At 66.8% G+C, this 21805-nt stretch carries 20 protein-coding genes; 16 read left to right on the top strand and 4 right to left on the bottom strand.

Annotated features, from left to right (window positions below):
• Position 1: 1 nt before the first annotated feature.
• On the bottom strand, positions 2 to 784 hold the full coding sequence (locus BOO69_RS20985; protein ID WP_071974312.1) for an enoyl-CoA hydratase-related protein: 783 nt from the start codon (positions 782 to 784) through the stop codon (positions 2 to 4).
• A gap of 225 nt (positions 785 to 1009) precedes the next feature.
• On the opposite strand from BOO69_RS20985, the gene BOO69_RS20980 reads away from it, so the two are divergent.
• From BOO69_RS20980 to BOO69_RS20970, 3 genes are read left to right on the top strand one after another with little or no spacing between them, the layout of a single operon-like run.
• The gene (locus BOO69_RS20980) at positions 1010 to 2206 is read left to right on the top strand and encodes an acyl-CoA dehydrogenase family protein (RefSeq protein ID WP_071974311.1); all 1197 of its coding nucleotides are present in this window, start codon (positions 1010 to 1012) and stop codon (positions 2204 to 2206) included.
• A complete protein-coding gene (locus BOO69_RS20975; protein WP_071974310.1) occupies positions 2199 to 3068 on the top strand; it encodes an SDR family NAD(P)-dependent oxidoreductase in 870 nt (289 codons plus the stop codon). The genes BOO69_RS20980 and BOO69_RS20975 overlap by 8 nt, the downstream gene beginning before the upstream one ends.
• Entirely contained in the window at positions 3065 to 3490 is a 426-nt protein-coding gene (locus BOO69_RS20970) for a MaoC/PaaZ C-terminal domain-containing protein (RefSeq protein WP_071974309.1), read from the top strand. Before BOO69_RS20975 ends, BOO69_RS20970 begins: the two co-directional genes overlap by 4 nt.
• Here the strand turns inward: BOO69_RS20970 and BOO69_RS20965 are convergent.
• Together BOO69_RS20965 and BOO69_RS20960 are read right to left on the bottom strand one after the other, a co-directional pair.
• Entirely contained in the window at positions 3487 to 4251 is a 765-nt protein-coding gene (locus BOO69_RS20965; RefSeq protein ID WP_071974308.1) for an enoyl-CoA hydratase-related protein, read from the bottom strand. The genes BOO69_RS20970 and BOO69_RS20965 overlap by 4 nt on opposite strands.
• Positions 4248 to 4817 (bottom strand): TetR/AcrR family transcriptional regulator, encoded by a 570-nt coding sequence (locus BOO69_RS20960; protein ID WP_172839582.1) that lies wholly within the window; start codon positions 4815 to 4817, stop codon positions 4248 to 4250. Before BOO69_RS20960 ends, BOO69_RS20965 begins: the two co-directional genes overlap by 4 nt.
• A 309-nt stretch (positions 4818 to 5126) precedes the next feature.
• On the opposite strand from BOO69_RS20960, the gene dctP reads away from it, so the two are divergent.
• From dctP to BOO69_RS20895, 13 genes are all read left to right on the top strand, one after another.
• Positions 5127 to 6221 (top strand): TRAP transporter substrate-binding protein DctP, encoded by a 1095-nt coding sequence (gene dctP, locus BOO69_RS20955; protein ID WP_071974306.1) that lies wholly within the window; start codon positions 5127 to 5129, stop codon positions 6219 to 6221.
• 59 nt (positions 6222 to 6280) lie between these two features.
• The gene (locus BOO69_RS20950; RefSeq protein ID WP_071974305.1) at positions 6281 to 7594 is read left to right on the top strand and encodes a TRAP transporter large permease; all 1314 of its coding nucleotides are present in this window, start codon (positions 6281 to 6283) and stop codon (positions 7592 to 7594) included.
• Positions 7595 to 7604: 10 nt separating this feature from the next.
• Positions 7605 to 8114 carry a TRAP transporter small permease gene (locus BOO69_RS20945; RefSeq protein WP_071974304.1) on the top strand — a complete coding sequence of 170 codons (510 nt, stop codon included), beginning with the start codon at positions 7605 to 7607 and terminating at the stop codon, positions 8112 to 8114.
• The gene (locus tag BOO69_RS20940; RefSeq protein WP_071974303.1) at positions 8107 to 9159 is read left to right on the top strand and encodes a phosphotransferase family protein; all 1053 of its coding nucleotides are present in this window, start codon (positions 8107 to 8109) and stop codon (positions 9157 to 9159) included. The genes BOO69_RS20945 and BOO69_RS20940 overlap by 8 nt, the downstream gene beginning before the upstream one ends.
• On the top strand, positions 9156 to 9629 hold the full coding sequence (locus BOO69_RS20935) for a hypothetical protein (protein WP_071974302.1): 474 nt from the start codon (positions 9156 to 9158) through the stop codon (positions 9627 to 9629). The genes BOO69_RS20940 and BOO69_RS20935 overlap by 4 nt, the downstream gene beginning before the upstream one ends.
• Complete coding sequence (locus tag BOO69_RS20930; protein ID WP_071974301.1) at positions 9626 to 11236, top strand: AMP-binding protein; 1611 nt, start codon at positions 9626 to 9628, stop codon at positions 11234 to 11236. The genes BOO69_RS20935 and BOO69_RS20930 overlap by 4 nt, the downstream gene beginning before the upstream one ends.
• Positions 11237 to 11244: 8 nt before the next feature.
• Entirely contained in the window at positions 11245 to 12471 is a 1227-nt protein-coding gene (locus tag BOO69_RS20925; protein WP_071974300.1) for an acyl-CoA dehydrogenase family protein, read from the top strand.
• Positions 12468 to 13475, top strand: a complete 1008-nt coding sequence (locus tag BOO69_RS20920; RefSeq protein ID WP_071974299.1) for a DUF7064 domain-containing protein — start codon at positions 12468 to 12470, stop codon at positions 13473 to 13475. Before BOO69_RS20925 ends, BOO69_RS20920 begins: the two co-directional genes overlap by 4 nt.
• A gap of 5 nt (positions 13476 to 13480) precedes the next feature.
• Complete coding sequence (locus tag BOO69_RS20915; protein ID WP_071974348.1) at positions 13481 to 14449, top strand: ABC transporter permease; 969 nt, start codon at positions 13481 to 13483, stop codon at positions 14447 to 14449.
• 42 nt (positions 14450 to 14491) lie between these two features.
• Positions 14492 to 15520, top strand: a complete 1029-nt coding sequence (locus BOO69_RS20910; RefSeq protein WP_071974347.1) for a sugar ABC transporter substrate-binding protein — start codon at positions 14492 to 14494, stop codon at positions 15518 to 15520.
• 68 nt (positions 15521 to 15588) lie between these two features.
• The gene (locus BOO69_RS20905; RefSeq protein ID WP_071974298.1) at positions 15589 to 17712 is read left to right on the top strand and encodes an ABC transporter permease; all 2124 of its coding nucleotides are present in this window, start codon (positions 15589 to 15591) and stop codon (positions 17710 to 17712) included.
• Positions 17709 to 18779, top strand: a complete 1071-nt coding sequence (locus BOO69_RS20900) for an NHL repeat-containing protein (protein WP_071974297.1) — start codon at positions 17709 to 17711, stop codon at positions 18777 to 18779. Before BOO69_RS20905 ends, BOO69_RS20900 begins: the two co-directional genes overlap by 4 nt.
• Entirely contained in the window at positions 18776 to 20269 is a 1494-nt protein-coding gene (locus tag BOO69_RS20895) for a sugar ABC transporter ATP-binding protein (RefSeq protein ID WP_071974296.1), read from the top strand. The genes BOO69_RS20900 and BOO69_RS20895 overlap by 4 nt, the downstream gene beginning before the upstream one ends.
• Here BOO69_RS20895 and BOO69_RS20890 read toward each other — a convergent pair.
• Positions 20247 to 21791: a class I adenylate-forming enzyme family protein gene (locus BOO69_RS20890; RefSeq protein ID WP_071974295.1), complete on the bottom strand. Its 1545-nt coding sequence runs from the start codon at positions 21789 to 21791 to the stop codon at positions 20247 to 20249. The genes BOO69_RS20895 and BOO69_RS20890 overlap by 23 nt on opposite strands.
• Positions 21792 to 21805: the final 14 nt, after the last annotated feature.

Below are 21805 nucleotides of genomic sequence, written 5' to 3'. Positions count from 1 at the left end.
CTCAGCGCCCCGTCCAGTTGACGTCGCGCTTCTGCTGGAAGGCGGCAAAGCCCTCGCGGGCGTCCTCCGTCCGGGCCATGTTGGCCAGCATGAAGGGCGCGTATTCGAGGGCGGCGTCGAAGCTCATCTCGCGGATGCGGGACAGTGCCTGCTTGCCCAGCCGGATGCCGGTGGGCGACCGCGTAGTGACGCGCTGGACCAGCCAGTCGGTCTTGGCGTCCAGTTCGTCGGCGGGAACGGCGTAGTTGACGAGATCGTGCTTCAGCCCTTCGGCGGCGGTGATGGGATCGCCGGTCAGGCACATCTCCATCAGCAGGCGATTCGGCGTGTTGCGCATCAGGAAAGGCAGGATCATCATCGGAAACAGACCCACGCGCGTTTCCGTCACGCCGATCATCGCGTCGTCGCGCGCGACCACGAGGTCGCAGCCGCAGACCAGCCCGAACCCGCCCGCCAGCGCGTGGCCGTTGACCCGTGCGATCAGCGGCACGCGGGTCGCATTCATCCGGCGGAACAGCCGCGCGACGTAGTGGTCGGGGTCGGCGGCGTCGATGGTGAAGGGCGTGCCCTCGGCATTGGGTTGCAGGTCGCCGCCGGCGCAGAACGCCTTGTCGCCCGCACCCGTCAGCACCACGGCGCGGATCGAATGGTCGCCCTCCGCCTGGTCCAGCGCCTGCGCGATGCCTGCCGCGACATCCTCGTTCAGCGCGTTGCGGCGCGATTCGCGGGTGATGGTGACCGTGAGAACGGCCTCCTGCCGCTGGATCGAGACGGTGTCGTTCATGGCTTTCCTCCCCGGTCTGGCCCGCTTGCGATGCGTGGCGCCTGCCTCACTAATGAAACAAACTCAATAAATCTGTCAATAGTGTTGGGCTTCGTGCAAGCCTTGCTGTCTGGAATTTCGGCGCAGGTCTCATTTTTTACTTGTTTTCCCCAAACGCAGCGTCGAAATTAGGTAATGAGTTGGGTTCACGCAAGGGCGCTAACCCGCACGCGGAGGAGATGAAACATGTCGAGCAACGCACCGGACTTTTTCGAACTGGATTCGGATCAGCGCGAGATTCTGCACCAGGCGGACCGCTATGGGCGCAATGAACTTTACCCGCTGTCAGAACGCATGGACGCCGAAGAATGGTGGCCCGACGATGCCTTTCGCGCCATCGGCGCGGCGGGGTTCCTGGGGGCGACCGTTTCCGAGGAGTATGGCGGGGCCGGCATGGATCTGCTGGACGCAGGGCTGGTGCTGCAGGGGTTTTCGCGCTGGAACCACGCCATGGCGCTGTCGGTGGTCGCCCACGACAACCTGTGCGCCAACAACATCTACCGCAACGGCAACGAGGAGCAGAAGCGCAAGTACCTGCCCGGCCTCTGCGACGGATCGAAGATCGGCGCGCTGGGTCTGACGGAGCCGGGAGCCGGGTCGGACGCGCTGGGGTCGATGCGCACCGTGGCGAAGCGGGACGGTGACCACTACGTGCTGAACGGGGCCAAGATCTATATCACCAACGGCCCGGTGGCCGACATCGTGCTGGTCTATGCCAAGACGGACCCGGAGAAGGGGCCGAAGGGCATTTCCGCGTTCATCGTGGAAACCGACACGCCGGGCTTCAAGGTGGCGCAGAAGCTGACGAAGATGGGCTATCGGGGGAGCCAGACCGCCGAACTGGTCTTCGAGGATTGCCGCGTGCCGGCCGAGAACCTCGTCGGGGCAGAGAACGAGGGCGTCGGTATCGTGATGAGCGGTCTGGACCTCGAACGCGCGATGATCTCGCCCCTGTGCCTCGGCATCGCGGAGCGGGCGCTGGAGCTGTCCACGGATTACGTCCAGACCCGCAAGCAGTTCGGCCGTGCCATCGGCAGTTTCCAGATGGTGCAGTCGATGCTGGCCGAGATGTACGTCCACGTCGAGACGATGCGCACCTTCACCTACCGTGTCCTCTCGGCGGGCGCGCGGATGGAGATCGGCGAGGGCGGGCGCGGGGACATCCACATGCTGACCGCCGCCTCCGTCATGTACGCCGCGCAGACGGTGAACAAGGTGCTGGACCTCGCGGTGCAATTGCACGGCGGGGCGGGGTATATCTGGGAATCGGAGATCAACCGCCTGTTCCGCTCCACCAAGCTGCTGGAGATCGGGGCGGGCACGACCGAGGTGCGCAAGATGATCATTTCCGGCGAGCTTCTGAAGGACATGCCCCGTGGCTGAGGACGGCCAGCGCTTCGGGTTAAGCGACGCGGAGCTGGCGGCGCACCGGACGGTTTTTGCCGGCGATGCCATGGAGGGGCAGGTCGCCGTGATCTCCGGCGGGGCCGGCGGGATCGGGCGGGCTGTCGCATGGCTCTATGCCCGGATGGGCGCACGCGTGGTCGTCACGGGCCGCAAGCAGGAGAAGCTGGACGCACTGGTCGCGGCGCTGACCGAGGCGGGCCATGCCGCGCGGGGCGAGGTGCTGGACGTGCGCAGCCGCGAGTCGGTGGATGCCTTCTGGACCCGCGTCTGGGAGGCGGAAGGCCGGGTCGATACGCTGGTGAACAGCGCGGGCGGGCAGTTTCCGCAGGCGGCCATCGACTTCTCCCCCAAGGGCTGGGACGCCGTCATCAATACCAACCTGAACGGCACCTGGCACATGATGCAGGCCGCCGCGCAGCGCTGGCGCGACGCAGGCAAGGGGGGCAACATCGTCAACATCGTGGTGGTGACGACCCATGGTCTCTATGGCGTGGCGCATACCATCGCGGCGCGGTCGGGCGTCATCGGGCTGAGCAAGTCGGTCGCCGTCGAATGGGCGCCGCTGGGCATCCGCGTGAACTGTGTCGCGCCCGGCGCGATCGAGACCGAAGGCTGGAACGTCTATACCGAGGCGGCGCGCGCGACCTATCCCAAGACCAACCCGATGATGCGGGTCGGCAGCGCATGGGACATCGCGGAGGCCTGCGGCTACCTTGCCGCGCCCTCGGGCGGCTACGTCACCGGCGAGGTGCTGACGGTGGACGGCGGCGGGCAGCACTGGGGCGAGACCTGGACCACGGGCAAGCCAGACTATTTCAGGACGGAGGACAAGGCATGATCGAACTGGTCGAAGGCGCGCGCCACAAGACGCAGGGGCGAACCATCACCGAGGCCGACATCGTCGCCTTTGCCGGCCTGTCCGGGGATTTCACGCCGATCCACGTCGATGCGTCCTTTGCGGCCACCACCCCCCACGGGGAGCGGGTGGCGCACGGGCCGCTGGTGCTGTCGACGGCCGTGGGGATGGCCACGCATCTCGGCATCTTCGGGGACCGGGTGATCGGGCTGGTGAACCTGAACTGGGATTTTCACGGTGGTGTGCGGATCGGCGACACGATCCATGGCGAGGTGGAGATCACCGAGGTGCGCCGCTCGTCCAAGCCGGGGCGCGGTGTGGCGACCTATACTTTCACCGTCATCAACCAGCGTGGCGATACGGTGCAGACCGGGCGGCTGGTCGTCGTGGTCCGCATGGACTAGGCCTTCTTCGCCTTGGCCGCGAAGGCGGCGAAGGCGGCGCGCATTTCCTCGCCCCGCCCGAGGATGCCCTGTGCCGCGCTTTCGCGGTCGAGCATGGCGCTGAGGTCCGGATCGGAGGCCGCGTGGATCAGCGCCTTGGTCGCGGCGATGGCGTCGGCGGAGCCGCTGGCAAGGCGGCGGGCGGTGGCGGTGGCCTCTTGCATCAGCGTGTCGTCGTCCGTGACCTTCCAGACAAGGCCCCACTCGCGCGCCTCTTCCGCCGTGATCCGGTCGCCCAGCAGCATGGCGGCGCTGGCGCGGATGCGCCCAGCGAGACGGGTCATGAAGATCGTGTTCCCCACGTCCGGCACGAGGCCGAGGCCGATGAAGGGCTCGTAGAAGAAGGCGGAGCGCCCGGCGATCACGATGTCCGCCGATAGCGCCACGCCGATGGAACCGCCGGCGCAGGGACCATTGACCGCTGCGACGAAGGGCAGGCGGCTTTGGCGCATCTGGCGCACCAAGGGGTTGAAGTGGGTGTTGAGCACGTCGTCGAGCTGTGGCGTCTTGGTCAGATCCACCGCCGGCAGATCGTAACCTGCGCCGAAGCCGCGCCCGGCGCCGGTCAGCACGACGGCGCGGGCGTCCGGGTGGGCCTCGATCTCGCCCACCGCCGCGCGAAGTTCGTCGGCGGTGGCGTTGGAAAGGGCGTTCAGCTTGTCGGGGCGGTTGATCGTCAGCGTGACGACGTCCGCGTCGATGGTCCATTCGATGTCGCTCATGCCCGTTCTCCCGGTGGCTTGAACAGCCCCGCGACGGCGAAGTTCATGTAGCTGTCGACGACGTGGGGCGGGGGTGCGACGACCTTGCCGTCGCGCATGCAATAATGGTTCGAGATGTAGTCGCGCGAGGCCATGAGCATCCGGCAGACGACCTGCAGCTCTTCGGGGTCCTCGACCCGGAGGTTTCCCTGCCGGGCCTCGTAACGCATCGCGCGCAGGTAGCTTTCCGTCTGCATCTCGACGTGGCGATGGAAGCCCGCGCGGGTGTGGAACTCGCCTTCGTGCAGCATGGTGAAGAGATGCGGCGTGTCGCGGAGGAATTCGAAGAACCCCTCGATCCGGGCGCGTTCGCGCGCGATGGGGTCGTCGGGGGCCTCCAGGACCTTTTCGCGAATGTGGTTCAGCAACTCGACCGAAATGTCGGGCAGGAGCTGGTCCAGCAAGGCCTGCCGTGACTCGAAGTAGGTGTAGAAGGTGCCATGCGCCACGCCCGCGCCTTCGGCGATGCGGGCGATCGTGGCCCCGGCAAAGCCGTATTCGCCGACCGCTTCGATCGCGGCAGCCATCAGGTTGGCCCTTGTTTCACGCGCTTTCTCGGCCCGGGAGAGCCGGGGTTTCGCTGGCGTCTTGCCTTTCGCGGGCGCCGCGGAAGGGGTGTGAAGGGCCTGGTTCATGAGAACTCGCTACACCGGTCGGGCCCGTCCCGTCAATGAAAAATGAATTTTGATTCGACATTCATTTTTTTGTTTACGAATCGGCAGACGCTGACTTAGCCTTTCAATTAATGAGTGGGACTCAATAATGCCCACGGGTGTCGCCTTGGCGCCCGGAAAGATGGGGGAAGGACCGCTCTGATCTGCTTTGGGAGGAGCGACATGACATTCATCAACAGGACATTCGGCCTGGGACTCGCGGCGTTCGGCGCCCTTGCGGCCCCGGCGCTGGCACAGAACTTCACCATGTCCACCGGGCTCGGCCAGCCGCATATGTGGACCGCCTGGCACATGGAACCCTTTGCCGCCGCGATGGAGGAGAAGACCGGTGGTGAGGTGACCTTTACCAAGTTCTACGGTGGCGAGCTGGCCGGCGTGGGCCGGTCGCTGGACAGCCTGCAGACAGGTGTGATCGACATTGCCTCGCCGCTGCTGGCACCCTACCACGAGGGCCGTTTCCCGCTGTCGGACGTGACCCAACTGCCGACCTACGGCACCGACTCCCCGATGGTGACGCGCGCTTTCCAGGCGCTGCTCGACTCCGATGTGGAACTGGCGGACGGCAAGACCTTCTACGAGTACGAGATCACCGACAAGAACATCCGCGTCTGGGCGCTGGGGGCCACCGGACCCTACTCCATCTCGACCACCGAGAAGGTGCTGGCGGAGCCTGCCGACTTTACCGGCACGCCGCTGCGCGCGGGATCGGCGCTGCATACCATCGTGCTGGAGAACCTTGGTGCCACGCCCGTGACCCTGCCCGGCCCGCAGGCCTACGAGGCGCTGTCTCGAAAGACCATCGACGGGATCATCATCTCGATCTCGGACTGGCCGTCCTATTCGATCCAGGAACTGCTGCGCCATTCCATCGTGAACCTGTCGATCGGGCACTGGGAAAGCTACCTCGCCATTTCCGACCAGGCCTGGAACGAGATGAGCGAGGAGAACCGGAAGCTCTTTGACGAGACAGCGCGCGAGATCGCGCTGACCAACGCGGACAAGTGGGTCGAGAACGGGGTTTCGGTGCAAGAGACTTCCGAAGCCGACGACGGCGGCAGCTTCGTGTCGATCAACGACCTGTCGCAGGAGATGCAGGACCATATCGCCGAAGCCGGGCGGCAGACATGGGTCGACTGGATCGAGAAGACCGAGGCCGCGGGCCATCCCGCGCGCGCCACGGCAAGGCTCTATGCCGAACTGATCCAGGCCGAGGGCGGCAGCCTGCCCGAGGGCGTGGCCGAGTACCTGGCCGAGTGATCGCACCGGCGGGCGCATCCCGCGCCCGCCACTCCTGCACCCCGAACACCTGAGCAGAGATGTCCCAAGTCGTCATCATATGGTTCGTGCTGGGCTGGTTCCTTGCCTTCCTCGTGCTGGGGCAGGCGGTGGCAAGTTGCCTCCTGGGCGCCGGTATCGTCGGCATCGTTCTCTGGACCGACGGGTTCCGGGTGCTGTCGGGGATCATCGGCGGCGACGTCTTCTACACCACCTCGACCTACTCGCTGTCGATCATCCCGCTGTACCTTCTGATGGCGCAGATGCTGGTGCGGGGCGGTGTCATCCTCGACTTGTTCCGCGTTGGACACCGGATCGTGGGCTACCGGCGCTATCCGCTGGGGGTCGCCACGCTGATCACGGGCGGGATGCTGGGCGCCGTTTCTGGGTCGGCCTCGGCCTCGTCGGCGGCGCTTGCCTCTCTCGCGGGGCCGGAGCTGGAGCGGGTCGGCTATACGCGCGCCTTCTCCGTCTCGCTGGCCGCCGTGTCGGGGTCGCTGTCCGCGATCATTCCGCCCAGCATCGTCTTCATCATCTACGGCTCGCTCACGCTGGTGCCGATCGGGCACATGTTCATCGGGGCGCTGGGGCCGGCGCTGGTCTGCATCCTGGTCTACATGCTGTGCCTGCGGCTTTTCGCGCGTGTCCAGCCCGGCGCGGTGGACGGCATGAAGGCGGGGGGCGAGGCTGTGGACGACCGGGTGACAGGGCGGACGCTGACCGCGACGGGCTTCGTCGTCTTCCTGATGGTCACGGTATTCGGCACGATCTACGGCGGGATCGTCACGGTGGGCGAGGCGGGTGCGCTGGGGGCCTTCCTGTCGGTCGTCGGCATGTTCGCGATGCGCCGCGTCACACTGGCGGGCTTCGGCGAGGCGCTGGCCGAAAGCGTCAAGGTCACCGCCATGCTGATGATGCTGGTGATCGGCGCGCAGATCTTCGCCCGCTTCCTGTCCTTTTCGCGTGTGCCGCGGATGCTGCTGGAAGTCACGGAGCCTCTGCTGGCGCAGCCCAGCCTGCTGATCGCGCTGCTGCTGGCCATCATCTTCGTCGCGGGCATGTTTCTCGAAAGCGCGGCAGTCATCGTGCTGATGGTGCCCATCCTGATGCCGATCATCGACGCCGCGCAGATCGACCCGCTGTGGTTCGGGGTGATGGCGATGCTGATGATATCGGTCGGGCTGCTGACGCCGCCGGTGGGGCTGGCCGTCTATGCCGCCGCCGCGGCGGGCAAGGTGCCCGTGGGCCCGGTGTTCCGGGGTGCCTTTCCCTTCGCGCTGCTGGCGGCGCTGGTCTGCGGGCTGGTGATGATCCTGCTGCCGGGCATCGTGACCTGGCTGCCCGGGCTGATGTGAGGGTGTCGTCATGAGTTTCCGTTCATCCCTCGGTCTTTTCGAGCATCGCCTCGCCGCCATCGGCGCGGGCACGGCCCTGACGCTGATGATGCTGATCTCGGTCGCCAGCGTGGTCGGGCGCTACGTGTTGCACACCGACCTGATCCCGGGCGCCTACAACATCATCGAGCGGGTGATCTTTCCGCTGCTGGTGTTCTGGGCGCTGCCCGCGGCGCACCGCGAATCGTTGTTCCCCCGGCTGGAACTGCTGGCCGATTCCCTGCCGGCGCGCGGTGCCGCGGCGGTGTCGGTCTTCGTGCTGCTGGTGGAACTGGCGATCTACGCCGTGCTGGTGTGGTTCGTGTTCTGGTTCGCGGTGGATGCGATTCAGACGGGGCGGCAGATGCAGGTGGGCACCGGATTCTGGCCGCTTTGGCCGGTGGTGATCTTCGTGCCCTTCGCCTTCGGCTTGATGGTGATCGAGATGCTGCGGGTGATCTGGGTGGACCTGCGGCGGCTGACGGGGCAGGCCGATGGCTGATACGCTCAACGATATTCGGCCCTTCGACCCTTTCGACAGCGCGCGTGTGCAGGGGGAGCTGACCGACTTTCTCGAACGCCGCACTGGTGGACCGGTGGAGGTGGGCCGGCTCAACCGCTTCACCGTCGGCTTCTCGTGGGTGACTTACGGGTTCACCGCCCGTTGGGGAGGCGAGACGCGAGAGCTGATCCTGCGCGTCGGCCCGCCGAACGGCATCTTCGGCCCCTACCGGGCCAAGCCGGAGTTCGTGGTGCTGGGCGCGTTGAAGGAGGCCGGGCTGCCGGTGCCGGGAGTCTACTGGTACGACGACAGCGGCGCGGTCTTCGGTGCGCCCTTCTTCATCTGCGACCGGGTGGCGGGCGAGGTGCCGATCCCGTGGACGGCGGACGGCGGCCCGGCCTTCGACGAGGTGATGCGCAAGCGGCTGGGGCACCAGTTCTTCGACATCCTTGGTGATCTGCACAATTTTGACTGGCGCAGCACCCCGGTGGCCGACCTCGACCCCGGCGTGACGGCTCGGAACGCGACGGTGCGCCAGATCGACCACTGGGTCGCGCGGATGCACGAGTGGTCGGACCAACGCATCCCGATGCTGGAATGGGCGGCGGAATGGTTCCGCGAACATGCGCCCGAAGCGGAGCGGATCAGCGTGATCCACGGCGATTTCCGCATCGGCAACTTCCTTGAGGTGGACGGCGACATTCAGGCGTTCCTCGACTGGGAGACGGTGCATCTGGGCGACCCGCTGGAGGACTTGGGCTGGACCTGCCTGCGGGCATGGCGGGGGAAGTCGCAGTACATGTGCCACCTGCTCACGCGGGAGGAGCTGGTCGACCGTTACGTCGCGCGCACGGGGCTGGAGGTTGCGCCGAAGCGGCTGGCCTATTTCGAGGCGTTCGGGACGTTCAAGCTGGCTGTGATGCACCTCGGCGCCTTCGACTGCTTCAACCGGCGGGGGTTCAACGACATGCGGATGGCCGGGATGGGGGCGCAGATACCGCGCCTTCTTTTGCAGGTGGAACGGGCATTGGAGGCGGCGGCATGAAACCTTCGGTGGCGCGGATGATGCAGGGGATCGTGGAGACGCTGCGCGACGACGTGATCCCGCATGTCGGTGACGGATACGCCCGCGGTCAGGCGCTGGGGGTGATCGACCTGCTGAACAACTACGGCGCGCGGCTGGACTGGGACGGCGTGCAGATCGCGGGCCAGATCGCGGCCAAGCGGGCGGCACTGGCCGAGGCGGAGGCGCTGGCGGGCGGCTCCGGGGCAGTCACGGGCACGGTCGAGGTGCCACAAAGCACGGCTTTGCTGGCCGAGGCTGCGGAACTGGACCGGCAGATATCGGAGCGGCTGCTGGGCTGGATGGCCGAGGGCGCGGGGGCCGAGGCCGCCGTCGCCCGGCTGCGCCGCCACATGCACGACGAGCTGCGCGAGGACATGAAACTGACGCACCGCCCCTCCTTCGCCGAGATCGCGAAGGGCGGGGCCAGCGGAAAGGAGAGCGGGACATGAGCGTTCACGTCGATCCCCGGATGCCGGCGGCGGAAGACTGCATCCAGCGGCACCTGCTGGAACGGCACGCCGCTACGCAACCCGACAAGGTCTTTGCCGTCTGGCCGGATGGTGGCACATGGACCTATGCCGAGACGCTGGCGCTGACCATCCGCACCGCTCATGCCCTCCGCGCACTGGGGGTGAAACGCGGCGACCGGGTGCTGGTCTGGATGCCCAACTGCGCCGAGGCGCTGCGGGTCTGGTTCGGGCTGAACTACCTCGGTGCCGTCTTCGTGCCGATGAACACCGCCTACCGCGGCACCCTTCTGGCCCATGCCGCCACCTTGTCCGAGGCGCGGCTGGCCATCGTCCACGCGGAGCTTGCGCCGCACCTTGGCGACGTGACGCCGGGGCAGGTGGCGGAGGTCGTGGTGCTGATGGGCACACCCTGCGCCTTGCCGGGGCTGACCGTCCACGGCGCGGAGGTACTGGAGAGCGAGGCGAAAGATCCGATCCCGCTGGACGAACCGATGCACCCGCGCGAGTTGCAGTCGATCATCTTTACCTCGGGCACCACGGGGCCGTCGAAGGGGGTCATGTCCTCCTACTGCCATCTCTACTTCATGGCGCTGTCGGCGCCGTTTCTCGATGCCGACGACCGCTACATGATCAACCTGCCGCTGTTCCATTCGGGCGGGGTGATGCCGGTGACGGCGATGCTGATCCACGGCGGGTCGATCGCGATGGTCGAAAGCTTCAAGACCGACGCTTTCTGGGATGTCGTGCGCGAGACGGGTATCACCACCGCGATCCTGCTGGGGGTGATGGGCAGCTTCCTCATCAAGCAACCGGTGCGCGACGACGACCGCGACCACAGTCTGCGCAGCTGCACCTACGTGCCGATGAACGAAAGCGCGGTGCGGTTCCACGAACGTTTCGCCACCGACGTGCACACGCATTTCAACATGACCGAAATCTCCATGCCGATCGTGTCGGACCCGAACCCGACCGCGATGGGCAGCGCCGGGCGGCCGCGCAAGGGGGTCGAGGTGCGCATCGTCGATGCCAACGACTGCGAGGTGCCGGTGGGCGAGATGGGCGAGCTGATCGTGCGCACCGACTGTCCCTGGGCGATGAACCACGGCTATGCCGCCAACCCGGAGGCGACGGCCGAGGCGTGGCGCAACGGCTGGTTCCACACCGGCGACGGGTTCCGCAAGGATGCCGACGGCAACTTCTATTTCTGCGACCGGATAAAGGACGCGATCCGCCGGCGGGGCGAGAACATCTCTTCCTTCGAGGTGGAGAGCGAGATCGCGGCGCATCCGGCGGTGCAGGAGGCCGCCGTCGTCGCGGTCAGGAGCGAGGTGGCCGAGGACGAGGTCATGGGCATCGTCGCCCTGCGTGCCGGAGAGGTGCTGGACCCCGCCGACCTGATCGAGTTTCTGCGCCCCCGCATGGCGCATTTCATGGTGCCCCGCTACCTGCGCTTCGTTCCCGAACTGCCGCGCACGCCGACCGCGAAGATCCGCAAGGTCGAACTGCGCGAGGCCGGGCTGACCCCCGACACCTGGGACCGCGAGGCCGCCGGCATCACCATCAAGCGCGAGAAACTGAACACGTAAGGCAGGCCATGTTTGCAGAACTCGACGACAAGACACGCGATCTGAAGGACAAGCTGACCGCCTTCATGGCGGAGCATGTCTATCCCAACGAAGGCGAACTGCTGGACGAGGGCCGGGTGGAGAACCGCTGGCGCCACACGCCGCTGATGCGTGCGTTGCAGGAGAAGGCGCGGGCGCAGGGGCTGTGGAACCTGTTCTATCATCACGGCCCGGAAGGGCAGGGGCTGTCGAACTACCAGTACACGCACCTGTGCGAGATCCTCGGGCGGTCGCTGGCGGCACCCGAGATCTTCAACTGCAACGCGCCCGACGTGGGCAACATGGAGATTCTCGCCACCTACGGCACGGAGGCGCAGAAGGAACGCTGGCTGAAACCGCTGCTGGCGGCGGAGATCCGGTCCTGCTTTGCCATGACGGAGCCCGCGGTCGCCTCGTCGGACGCCACCAACGTCGAGACCCGGATCGAGCGGGACGGCGACGGCTATGTGGTAACGGGCCGCAAGTGGTGGATCACCGGCGCCATGGCCGAGGACTGCAAGGTCGCCATCGTCATGGGCAAGAACGACCCCGACGCGCCGAAGCACCAGCAGCAGTCGATGATCCTTGTCCCGATGGACACGCCCGGCGTGACGGTCGAACGCCCGCTGTCGGTCTACGGCTTCCAGCATCCGCCATTGGGCCATGCCGAGGTCGTCTTTGACGGCGCGCGGGTGGGGGCAGACAACATGCTGCTGGGCGAGGGGCGCGGCTTCGAGATCGCGCAGGGCAGGCTCGGGCCGGGACGCATCCATCACTGCATGCGCTTCATCGGGCTGGCCGAGCGCGCCATCGAGGAGATGTGCGCGCGGGCCGCCAGCCGCACCGCATTCGGCAGCCGCCTGTCCGAGATGGGCGGCGTGCGGCAGGTGATCGGCCAGTGCCGGACCGAGCTTGAGGCGGCGCGGCTGATGACGCTGAAGGCGGCCTGGGCGATGGACCGCCACGGCAACAAGGCGGCGCGCAACGAGATCGCGATGGCCAAGATATTCGTGCCCACCGTGACCGGCCAGATCATCGATCGGGCGATCCAGGTGCACGGCGGCGGCGGCCTGTCGGAGGATTTCTTCCTCGCCGCCGCCTTCGCCGAGACACGCTTCCTGCGGATCGGCGACGGGCCGGACGAGGTGCACCGCGAGGCGCTGGCCCGGGCCGAGCTGAAGCGGGCAGCAACGCGAGAAAAGGAGACCGAGCAATGAAAGACGACACCTTCCTGATGCGGCCCGAGGACGAATACCCGCACACCCCAGACGCGGTTTCTAACTTCAATGAAAGCGTCTACGTCAACGGCTTCGACTTCCGGCAGCGCGTCGGTGGCTGGATGCGGCTGGGCAACCGGGTGAACGAGGGCCGGGCCGAGTTGTCGGTCTGCCTCTACCTGCCGGACGGCCGGGTCGCCTGCCAGTTCCAGCGTCCGCCGATCAGCCACAACGAGGCCTTCGACGCGGGCGGGTTGTCCTACGAGGTGGTCGAGCCGTTCAAGGCGATGAACATGCGCTTCGAGGGCGAGGTCATCATCGTCGAGAACCCCGATGACCTGCGCGAACCGCAGAAGCTGTTCGCGGAAGGGCCGCGCGCCGGTGCCGAGGTGCGGTTCGAGCATCGCGCGTCCTCGCCCGTCCACGGCGGAGAGCCGCAGGACGACGTGACGGAGACGATGTACGGCCGCGATTTCTCGCGCGGGCATTTCAACCAGCACGGGCGCGTGACGGGGCTTGTCCGGGTGGGCGATGAAAGCTGGCAGATCGACGGGCGCGGCTGGCGCGACCACAGCTGGGGACCGCGCTACTGGCAGGCGATCCATTACTACCGGCTGTTCATCGGCAATTTCGAGAACGGCGACGGTTTCATGCTGCTGCGGATCACGGATGCCGAGGGCAAGACCCGGCGGCCCGGCGTGCTGCTGGTTAACGGCGACTACGAGGAGATCACCGACCTCAACATCATCACCGACTGGACTGAGCAGCAGGACCCCGCACGGGTGAAGCTGGGGGTCGCCACGGCGAAACGCCGGGCGATCATCGACGTCGAGGTGCTGACGCTGGCGCCCCTGCGCAATCGGCGCAAGGTCGAGGACGAGGTGCTGATCTCGCGCATCGCCGAAGGGTATTCCCGTTTCACCTGGGACGGGCGCGAAGGCTACGGCATGACCGAGTACATCGAGCGCATGATCGACGGACAGCCGGTCGGGTATCCGCTGTGACCACCATGCTGAAAGGCCTGAACCAGGAGCGCATCGTCGGCGTGATCGCCGTGCTGCTGTTCGTGGGTTTCGCCATCGGGCTGCCGGGATTCCTGGGCGGCGCCAACATCCTGTCGCTGATCCAGAACGTGTCGATCCTCGGCATCCTCGGGATCGGCATGGCGATCGGCATCATCGGGCGGGGGATCGACCTGTCGATGGTCTCGACCATGGTGATCTCGGTCGCATGGATGCTGGTCATGGTGAACGACGGCACGCACCTCTGGCTCGCCGTGGCGCTGGCTTTCGGGTTCGCCGTGATCGTCGGGCTCGTGAACGGTTTCCTGATCGCCTATGTCGAGGTGCCCGCGATCTTTGCCACCCTGGCAATGGGGATCGTGGTCTACGGCTTCGGTAAGTCCTTCATGATCGGGCAGGACGTCGTCTATCTGCCGCAGGGGGAAAGCTGGTTCTACCGGATCGGCAGCGGGCAGGTCGCGGGGATCCCGAACCCGGTGATCGCCTTTGCGCTGGTGGCGCTGGTGGCCGCATTGTTCCTGAAGTTCACCAAGGTCGGGCGCTACGTCTATGCCATCGGCAACAACGTCGCCACGGCGCGCATCACGGGGGTGCCGGCGCGGCCGGTGATCCTCGCGCAATACGTGCTGATCGCGGTGATCGCCGTCGTGGCGGGCATCGTTGTCGCGACTGCCGTGACCTCGATGAACACGCGGCTGGCGCTGTCGACGCAGGTCTACGACGTGATCCTCGTCGTGGTGCTGGGGGGCATCGGCCTGTCGGGCGGCAAGGGCGGGGTGCGCAACGTGATCGTGGGCACCATCCTGATCGGCATCCTGCTGAACGGCATGACCATCATGAACCTGGGTTACACCACCCAGAACATCTTCAAGAGCGTGATCCTTCTGGCCGCCATCGTGATCGACACGATGCTGAACCCGAGGGATGAGCAGACCGCGCAGCACGGCGACATCTGACGCGCGGTCATAACAAGAACGGGTCAACGAGGAGGAATGACCATGAAGACGAGAAAGATCCTGGCGGCCGCTGCCGCCGTGGCAACAGCCATCGCCGGTCTCGCGACCGCATCGCTGGCGGAGCCCTTCGACGACGGACAGTCCAAGACCTACTACGAAAAGCTGACCGGCAAGAAGGTCGGCTTCGTGCCGCTGTCGATGGGCTTCGACCTGACCGAGGGCTGGAACGCGGGCCTGCAGAACCAGGCCGAGGCGCTGGGATACGAGGTCACGATCCGCGACCCGAACTGGAACACCGAGGCCGGCGTGCAGGCGGCAAACGGGCTGATCGCGGAGCAGCCGGACGTGCTGATCCTGCATCCGCTGGACATGCAGGCCTATAACCGGACGGTGCAGAAGGCGATGGCATCGGGCATCAACGTGATCCAGGTCAACCTGAAGTCGGTGACCAATGGCGATGTCTATGTCGGGACCGACTGGTACGAGATGGGCCAGAAGCAGGCGCAGGCCGTGGTCGATGCCTGCGGCGAAGGCTCGGGCGGGAACGGCAAGATCGCCTTCGTGCAGGGCATGCTGGCGACGCCGACCGCCACGATCTCGGGGCAGGGGGCGCAGGACGTCTTCGATCAGCATCCCGAGATCGAGGTCGTCGCCACGCAGGCGGCGGACTGGGATGCGTCCAAGGCGCAGGCCATCACCTCGACCATTCTCAAGCAGCACCCGGATCTTTGTGGGATCCTCGGGCTCTGGGACGGGCAGGACATCGGCACCGCGGCGGCGATCCGCGAGGCCGGGGTGCAGGACCAGGTGTTCCTTGTCACCTCGGGCGGCGGCAACCAGTCGGCGGCCTGCGACAACATCGAGAACGGCAACTTCGACGCCTACTACAGCTACGACGTGCCCGGACAGGCGCGTGACCTGAACTCGGCGGTGAAGATCCTGCTGCAGACCGATCCCGAGCCGGGGTCCGCGCCCTTCGCGCTCTACACGCCGCTCAAGTACATCACGAAGGAGAACATGACCGCTTCCTCGTGCTGGACGCTGGACGAGTTGAAGGCCAACGGCGGCTGACCCGCCCGTGACACCGCGCGGTCCGCTGCGGCGGGCCGTGCCTATCTCGTTTCCTGGAGTTGCAGAAGATGTCCCTTTCCGAGAGCATGATCCGGTGGCGTTATCGTTACGTCCCCGACAAGGCCATCGGCGAGATCCTGTCGAAGAACTGGATCGACACGCTGATACCGGCCTTCTTTCTCGCCGTCGTGCTGGTGGTCTTCGGCACGCAGATGCCGACCTTCCTGTCGGCGGCGAACCTGTCGGACATCGGGCGCATCTACGGGGAATACCTGTTCATCGCCATCGGGCTGACCGTGGTGATGATGGCGGGCGGCATCGACCTGTCGGTGGGGTCGATCTTTGCGCTGTGCAACTTCGTCGCCCTGTCACTGATCAACTACCTTGAATGGAACATCGCCCTTGGCATGGTGCTGGTCGTGGCCGTCGGCGCGCTCGTCGGGCTGATCAACGGCATCCTCATCGGCTACCTGCGGTTGCGCGCCTTTTTGACCACGCTGGTCATGCTGATCATCGTGCGCGCGGTGGTGGACATGCTGCTGCTGGACTACGCCATGATCATCGGACGCGGGTTCAACATGTCGACCGTCTGGGAGTTCATGGCGCTCGGATCCTTCTTTGGGATCCCGGCAAGCCTGCTGGCGGCCATCGCGGTGGCCATCGCGGCGCATGTCACGCTGACGCGGCTGCGCTTCGGCTGGCACGTCATGGCGGTGGGCGGCTCGCGTCGCTCGGCCTTCAACGCAGGCATCAAGGTGAAGCGGACGGTCTGCCTGACCTACGTCCTGTCGGGCGCGCTCTGCGGGCTGGCGGCCTGTTTCTACGCTGCGCGCCTGTCGAGCGCGAGCGCGGACGTGGGCCGGGGGCTCGAGGTCACGATCCTGACCGCCGTGGTGCTGGGCGGCATCAGCCTCGGCGGCGGGCGCGGGTCGGTGGTGAAGGCGGCCCTCGGGACGCTCATCATCCTGCTGGTGCAGAACAGCCTGATCCAGATGGGGTTCCTGTCGGGCACCTCCTCGCTGATCCTCGGCTGCGTGCTGCTGGCGGCGGTGGCCATCGACGTGCGCTGGGTCAAGAACCGACACAAGGTGCTGGCGCGGGCCTATGTCTCGCCCACCTTCTTTAAGCTGCCGCCTCTGCCGGAGACGGCGCAGGGCTCGGGCAGCGACTATGCCCTGAACGACCGGCTGCGCGGGGTCGAGGCCATCGGCCTGGGCGAGCTCGACGGGCCGGAGGACATGATCTTCGACCGCGAGGACAACATGTACTGCGGCAGCCGCCACGGCGACGTGATGCGCATCCTCGCGCCGGATTACAAACAGGTTGAGGTCTTCGCCCATATCGGCGGGCACCCGCTGGGCATGGCCTTCGACGCGGAGGATAACCTGCATGTCTGCGTCGGTGGCATGGGGCTGTTCAGGATTGCGCCGGACCGGACCGTGACCAAGCTGTCGGACGAGACCAACCGCACCTGGACCTCCATCGTCGATGACAGCCGGTTGCGGCTGGCCGACGACCTCGACATCGCTCCGGACGGCCGCGTGTTCTTCTCCGAGGCGACGGTGCGCTACGAGATGTACGACTGGATGGTCGACGCGCTGGAGGCCCGGGGCAACGGCCGGATCATCTGCTACGACCCCAGGACCGACACATCGCGCACCGTCGTGCCGAACAAGCAGTTGCCCAACGGCATCTGCGTGGAGTTCGAAGGCCAGTCGCTGCTTTACGCCGAGACATGGGGTTGCCGGATCACCCGCTACTGGTTCGACGGGCCGAAAAAGGGCCAGACCGAGGTCGTGATCGACAACCTGCCGGGCTATCCCGACAACATCAACCGCGCCTCGGACGGGACCTACTGGTGCGCGCTCTGCGGGATGCGCTCTCCGGTCTTCGACCTCGCGCAGGAGATGCCGGGCTTCCGCCGCCGGATGGTGCAGGCGGTGGCGCGGGACGACTGGCTGTACCCGAACATGAACACCGGCTGCGTCATCAAGTTCGATGCCGAGGGCAACGTGCTGGACGTGCTCTGGGATCTCGGCGGCGAAGCGCATCCGATGATCACCTCGATCCGCGAGCACAAGGGGTACCTCTACCTCGGCGGGATCTACAACAACCGCGTCGGGCGCTACCGCATCCCGGGGGCGGACCCGGAGTGGACCTCCTACGACTCCTATTGGGGCAAGAAGTCATGATCGCTTTTCTGAAACGCCGGCTCGACCATATCCGGGGCAGCGGGGAGGCGGCGGTGACCGTGCCCTCGCTGGACGGGGCGCTGCGGCCGAACCAGTTGCTCGACCGGGCGGAGGCGGTGCGCGAGGTGCGCGCGCCGGATGTGCTGGCGGTGGCGGGGGAGCGGGTTCTCTATGCCGCCGGGCCTGCGGTGCACGCGCTCGACGGGACGGAGGTGCACCGCTTCGACAGCGACGTGAGCGCGCTGGCGGCGGGGCCGGAGGAAGTGCTGGCCGTGGGGCTGAACGACGGCGGGGTGCGGATCGTCGGCGGGCCGCATGCGGGCGGGGTGCCGGGCGGGCCATACCCTTGCCCGACCGCGCTGCTCTTCGACGGGGCCGGAACGCTGTGGATCGCGAACGGCTCGCAGGATCGCGCGCCCGACCACTGGAAGCATGACCTGATGAGCCGGGGCGCATCGGGCAGCGTCTGGCGGGTGGACCTCGCGGGCGGCAAGGCCGAGCGGGTCATGGACGCGCTTGCCTGGCCCTTCGGGCTGGGGCTGTCGCCGCAGGGGCTGATCCTGACGGAGGCGTGGCGGCACCGCGTTTCCCTGCGCTGCCCGGATGGCAGCGTCACCTATCCGCTGGCCGACCTGCCTGGCTACCCCGCGCGCATCGCGCCGAGCGGGGACGGCGGCTGGTGGCTGGCGGTCTTCGCGCCGCGCAACCAGCTGACGGAGTTCATCCTGCGCGAACCTGCCTTTCGCGCCCGGATGATGGCCGAGATCGACCCGGCCTTCTGGGCCGCCCCCGCGCTGGAGGCGACCGACAGCTTCATGCGCCCCTTGCAGGGCGGTGCGCAGAAGCATCTGGGCGTGGTGAAACCCTGGGCGCCGACGCAGTCCTACGGGCTGGTGATCCGGCTGGACGAGAAACTGCACCCGCTCTTCAGCCAGCACAGCCGCGCGGACGGGCGGCGGCACGGGATCACCAGCGTGGTCGAGGCGGGCGGGCGCGTCTACGCCGCGTCAAAGGGCGGCGACGTGATCCTCGCGCTGGACATGACGAAGGGGAGGGCCGGGGTATGAGCGCCTTGCTGGAAATGCGCAACGTCACCAAGGAATACCGGGGCGTTCCGGCCATCACGGACGTGGATTTCCGCCTGCAACAGGGCGAGGTCCACGCCCTTCTGGGAGAGAACGGCGCGGGGAAGTCGACGCTGACCAAGATGATGTGCGGCGTGACGCAGGCGACGCGGGGGGAGATACTCCTCGACGGCAAGCCGGTCAACTTCCAGACGCCGGCCGAGGCGCTGGAACACGGGGTGGCGATGGTCTTCCAGGAAACCAGCCTCGTGCCATCGATGACCGTGGCGCAGAATCTCTACCTGGGTGACGAGAAGCTGTTCAACCGCATCCGGGGGCTGAACATCGCGGCGCAGACCTTCCTTCAGTCGTTGAACTTCAACGTGAACCCGACCGCGACGGTCAGCAGCCTTGGCGCCGCGCACAAGCAGATGGTGGAGATCGCCCGCGCGGTGCGTAAGAACGTGCGGATCATCATCTTCGACGAACCGACCGCCGCGCTCACGCCGGAGGAAAAGCACCACTTCTTCTCGCTGGTCGCACGGCTGAAGGAACGCGGCGTATCGATCATCTTCATCTCGCACGCGCTGGAAGAGGCGCTGCAGATCGGCGACAACATCACCGTCCTGCGCGACGGCGCGCTGATCGAGACGGCGCCGGCCAAGAGTTTTGACCGCGACCGGATCATCAAGGCGATGGTCGGCCGGTCGATCGAGAATTCGACACACGGGGTCAAGCGCCGGTCGGTCCGGCAGGGGCAGGAACGGGTGCTGTCGGTGCAGAACGTGTCGATGGGCACCATCGTGCGCAACACTTCCTTCTCGGTGTACTCGGGCCAGATCACCGGCATGTTCGGGCTGATCGGGTCGGGCCGCACCGAGGTCGCCAAGATCATCGCGGGCGTGGTCAAGCGCAACTTCCTCAACGGCGGGGAAATCTGGCTCGACGACCGGTCCGTCCGCTACCGCGTGCCGCGCAGCGCGATGGAGGACGGGATCGTCTACGTCACCGAGGACCGCAAGGCCGAGGGCTTCTTCGAGACCATGTCGATCGCCGAGAACATCTCCATGGGGGTGCAGACGGCGGGGCTGAACAAGGCCGCGGTGGTGACGCGCAGCGAAATGTCGGCGCTGGCGGCGGAATGGACGAAGCAGCTGAACATCAAGGCCATCGACAGCGATGCGCGGGTGATCGAATTGTCGGGCGGCAACCAGCAGAAGGTGGTGATCGCCAAGTCGCTGGCGCAGCGACCGCGCATCGTGATCTTCGACGAACCGACGCGCGGCGTGGACGTGGGCGCCATCGCGGAGATCCACCAGCTGATCAACCGGCTGGCGGACGAGGGGCTGGCGGTGGTGGTGATCTCCTCCTACCTGCCCGAGATCATGTCGATCTCGGACCGCATCCTCGTCTGCCGCGCGGGTCGGGTGGTGGAGGAGTTCGATCCGCTGGAGGCGACCGAGGAGCAGATCATGTTCGCGGCGGTGCACTGAAGGCGCCGTCGCGCAGCCGCGCCTCCAGTTCATGCCGCATGATCTTGCCGGTGGTGAAGCGTGGCAGGTCGTCGTAGTCGACGAAATGCACCTCCTTCGGGCGCTTGTACCCGGCGAGTTCGACGCGGCAGAGCGCCTCGATCCCCGCTTCGTCCAGATCGCTGCCCTTGCGCGCGACGAAGGCGACCGGCACCTCGCCCCAGTGGGCGTCCGCCTTGCGCACGATGACCGCGTCGCGGATGCGCGGGTCGGCCAGCAGCACGCGCTCGATCTCGGCGGGATAGATGTTCTCGCCGCCGGACTTGATCATGTACTTGGCGCGGTCCACGAAATCGAAGGTGCCGTCGGCGTGGCGGACGAACATGTCGCCCATGCGGAACCGTCCGCCGCGGAAATCCTTGGCGTTGGTCTCTGGCGCGTTCCAATAGCCGGAAAAGATCGTCGGGCCGCGCACCGCCATCTCTCCGGGCGTGCCGTCGGGGACCTCGTTGCCCTCCGCGTCCACGAGGATCGCGTCCACCAGCATCGACAGGCGTTTGGACAGGTTGCCCTGCAACAGTTCCTCCGGCGTCATGGTGCGCGCCGATCCGGGCGGCAGACCGGTCTCGGTCGAGCCGAAGCTGTTGAGGTAGCCCGACCCCGACAGCCGCGCGAGGTCGGCGGCGAGATCGCGCGGCACGAGGTCGATCATCGCGCCGATGGCGCGCACGCCGGCGACCTGCGGGCGCTCGGCGCGCAGGATCTCCACCACCGGCTCGATCGTGCCGGGCATCAGCAGCAGCCAGCCCAGCGTCTGGCGCGCCATAATGTCGACGATGGCGCGCGCGTCGTAGCCGTCGAGGATGTGCACACAGGCACCCATCATCAGCGTCGCCAGCACTTGGTCGGTCGAGCCCATATGGAACATCGGCGCCCAGGCGATGAAGTCGTCCTCGGGCGTGACGTTCAGATCCATGCGGTAGGCGCACATGCGCGCGATCTCGGCCCGGTGGCTGATGAGCGCGCCCTTGGGCAGGCCGGTGGTGCCGGAGGTATAGAGGATGATGAGCCCGGCCTCGGGGTCGACCTGCGGCAGCGCGGGCAGGGGGTCGTGCGCGGTCAGGGCGGGCCAGTCGTCCTCGATCACCAGCAGGGGCGCGTCATGGCCGGTCTCGGCATAGGCTGAGGCATGGCGGGCGGAGGCGATGACGAGTGCGGGTTCGACCAGCTGGATGCAATGGGTCAGCTCGGCCCGCTCCAACCGCCAGTTCTGGCAGGCGACGATCAGGCCGAGCGCGGCGGCGGCGAGTTCGAGCTCGGCGTACTCCTGCCGGTTCTCCGACAGCAGCGCCACCCGGTCGCCCGCCTGCAATCCCCGCGTGGCCAGCGCGCCGGCCAGCGCAAGCACGCGACCTTCAAGCGCGCGGTAGGTGACATCGCCCGCAAGCGAGGTGATCGCCACCTTGTCCGGCGACCGCCGCACGGTCGCGCGGAACAGGTCGAAGACGCTCGCCTTGCCGCTACCCGAAGTTCCTTCCAGCATCCGCTTTCCTCCCC

Origin of the sequence: Sulfitobacter alexandrii, from assembly GCF_001886735.1 — a bacterium.
Taxonomy (GTDB): Bacteria; Pseudomonadota; Alphaproteobacteria; order Rhodobacterales; family Rhodobacteraceae; genus Sulfitobacter; species Sulfitobacter alexandrii.
The sequence above is the reverse complement of the archived record's forward strand: the minus strand, read 5'-3'. Positions and strand labels throughout refer to the sequence as shown.

Bases quoted from the DNA above. Each gene is read 5' to 3' on its own strand.
- BOO69_RS20945 (WP_071974304.1), top strand. From the start codon at position 7,605: ATGAGTTTCCGTTCATCCCTCGGTCTTTTCGAGCATCGCCTCGCCGCC.
- BOO69_RS20960 (WP_172839582.1), bottom strand. From the start codon at position 4,817: ATGGCTGCCGCGATCGAAGCGGTCGGCGAATACGGCTTTGCCGGGGCC.
- BOO69_RS20920 (WP_071974299.1), top strand. From the start codon at position 12,468: ATGAAAGACGACACCTTCCTGATGCGGCCCGAGGACGAATACCCGCAC.
- BOO69_RS20925 (WP_071974300.1), top strand. From the start codon at position 11,245: ATGTTTGCAGAACTCGACGACAAGACACGCGATCTGAAGGACAAGCTG.
- BOO69_RS20935 (WP_071974302.1), top strand. From the start codon at position 9,156: ATGAAACCTTCGGTGGCGCGGATGATGCAGGGGATCGTGGAGACGCTG.
- BOO69_RS20970 (WP_071974309.1), top strand. From the start codon at position 3,065: ATGATCGAACTGGTCGAAGGCGCGCGCCACAAGACGCAGGGGCGAACC.
- BOO69_RS20900 (WP_071974297.1), top strand. From the start codon at position 17,709: ATGATCGCTTTTCTGAAACGCCGGCTCGACCATATCCGGGGCAGCGGG.
- dctP (WP_071974306.1), top strand. From the start codon at position 5,127: ATGACATTCATCAACAGGACATTCGGCCTGGGACTCGCGGCGTTCGGC.
- BOO69_RS20965 (WP_071974308.1), bottom strand. From the start codon at position 4,251: ATGAGCGACATCGAATGGACCATCGACGCGGACGTCGTCACGCTGACG.
- BOO69_RS20890 (WP_071974295.1), bottom strand. From the start codon at position 21,791: ATGCTGGAAGGAACTTCGGGTAGCGGCAAGGCGAGCGTCTTCGACCTG.
- BOO69_RS20895 (WP_071974296.1), top strand. From the start codon at position 18,776: ATGAGCGCCTTGCTGGAAATGCGCAACGTCACCAAGGAATACCGGGGC.
- BOO69_RS20980 (WP_071974311.1), top strand. From the start codon at position 1,010: ATGTCGAGCAACGCACCGGACTTTTTCGAACTGGATTCGGATCAGCGC.
- BOO69_RS20940 (WP_071974303.1), top strand. From the start codon at position 8,107: ATGGCTGATACGCTCAACGATATTCGGCCCTTCGACCCTTTCGACAGC.
- BOO69_RS20985 (WP_071974312.1), bottom strand. From the start codon at position 784: ATGAACGACACCGTCTCGATCCAGCGGCAGGAGGCCGTTCTCACGGTC.
- BOO69_RS20930 (WP_071974301.1), top strand. From the start codon at position 9,626: ATGAGCGTTCACGTCGATCCCCGGATGCCGGCGGCGGAAGACTGCATC.
- BOO69_RS20905 (WP_071974298.1), top strand. From the start codon at position 15,589: ATGTCCCTTTCCGAGAGCATGATCCGGTGGCGTTATCGTTACGTCCCC.
- BOO69_RS20910 (WP_071974347.1), top strand. From the start codon at position 14,492: ATGAAGACGAGAAAGATCCTGGCGGCCGCTGCCGCCGTGGCAACAGCC.
- BOO69_RS20950 (WP_071974305.1), top strand. From the start codon at position 6,281: ATGTCCCAAGTCGTCATCATATGGTTCGTGCTGGGCTGGTTCCTTGCC.
- BOO69_RS20915 (WP_071974348.1), top strand. From the start codon at position 13,481: ATGCTGAAAGGCCTGAACCAGGAGCGCATCGTCGGCGTGATCGCCGTG.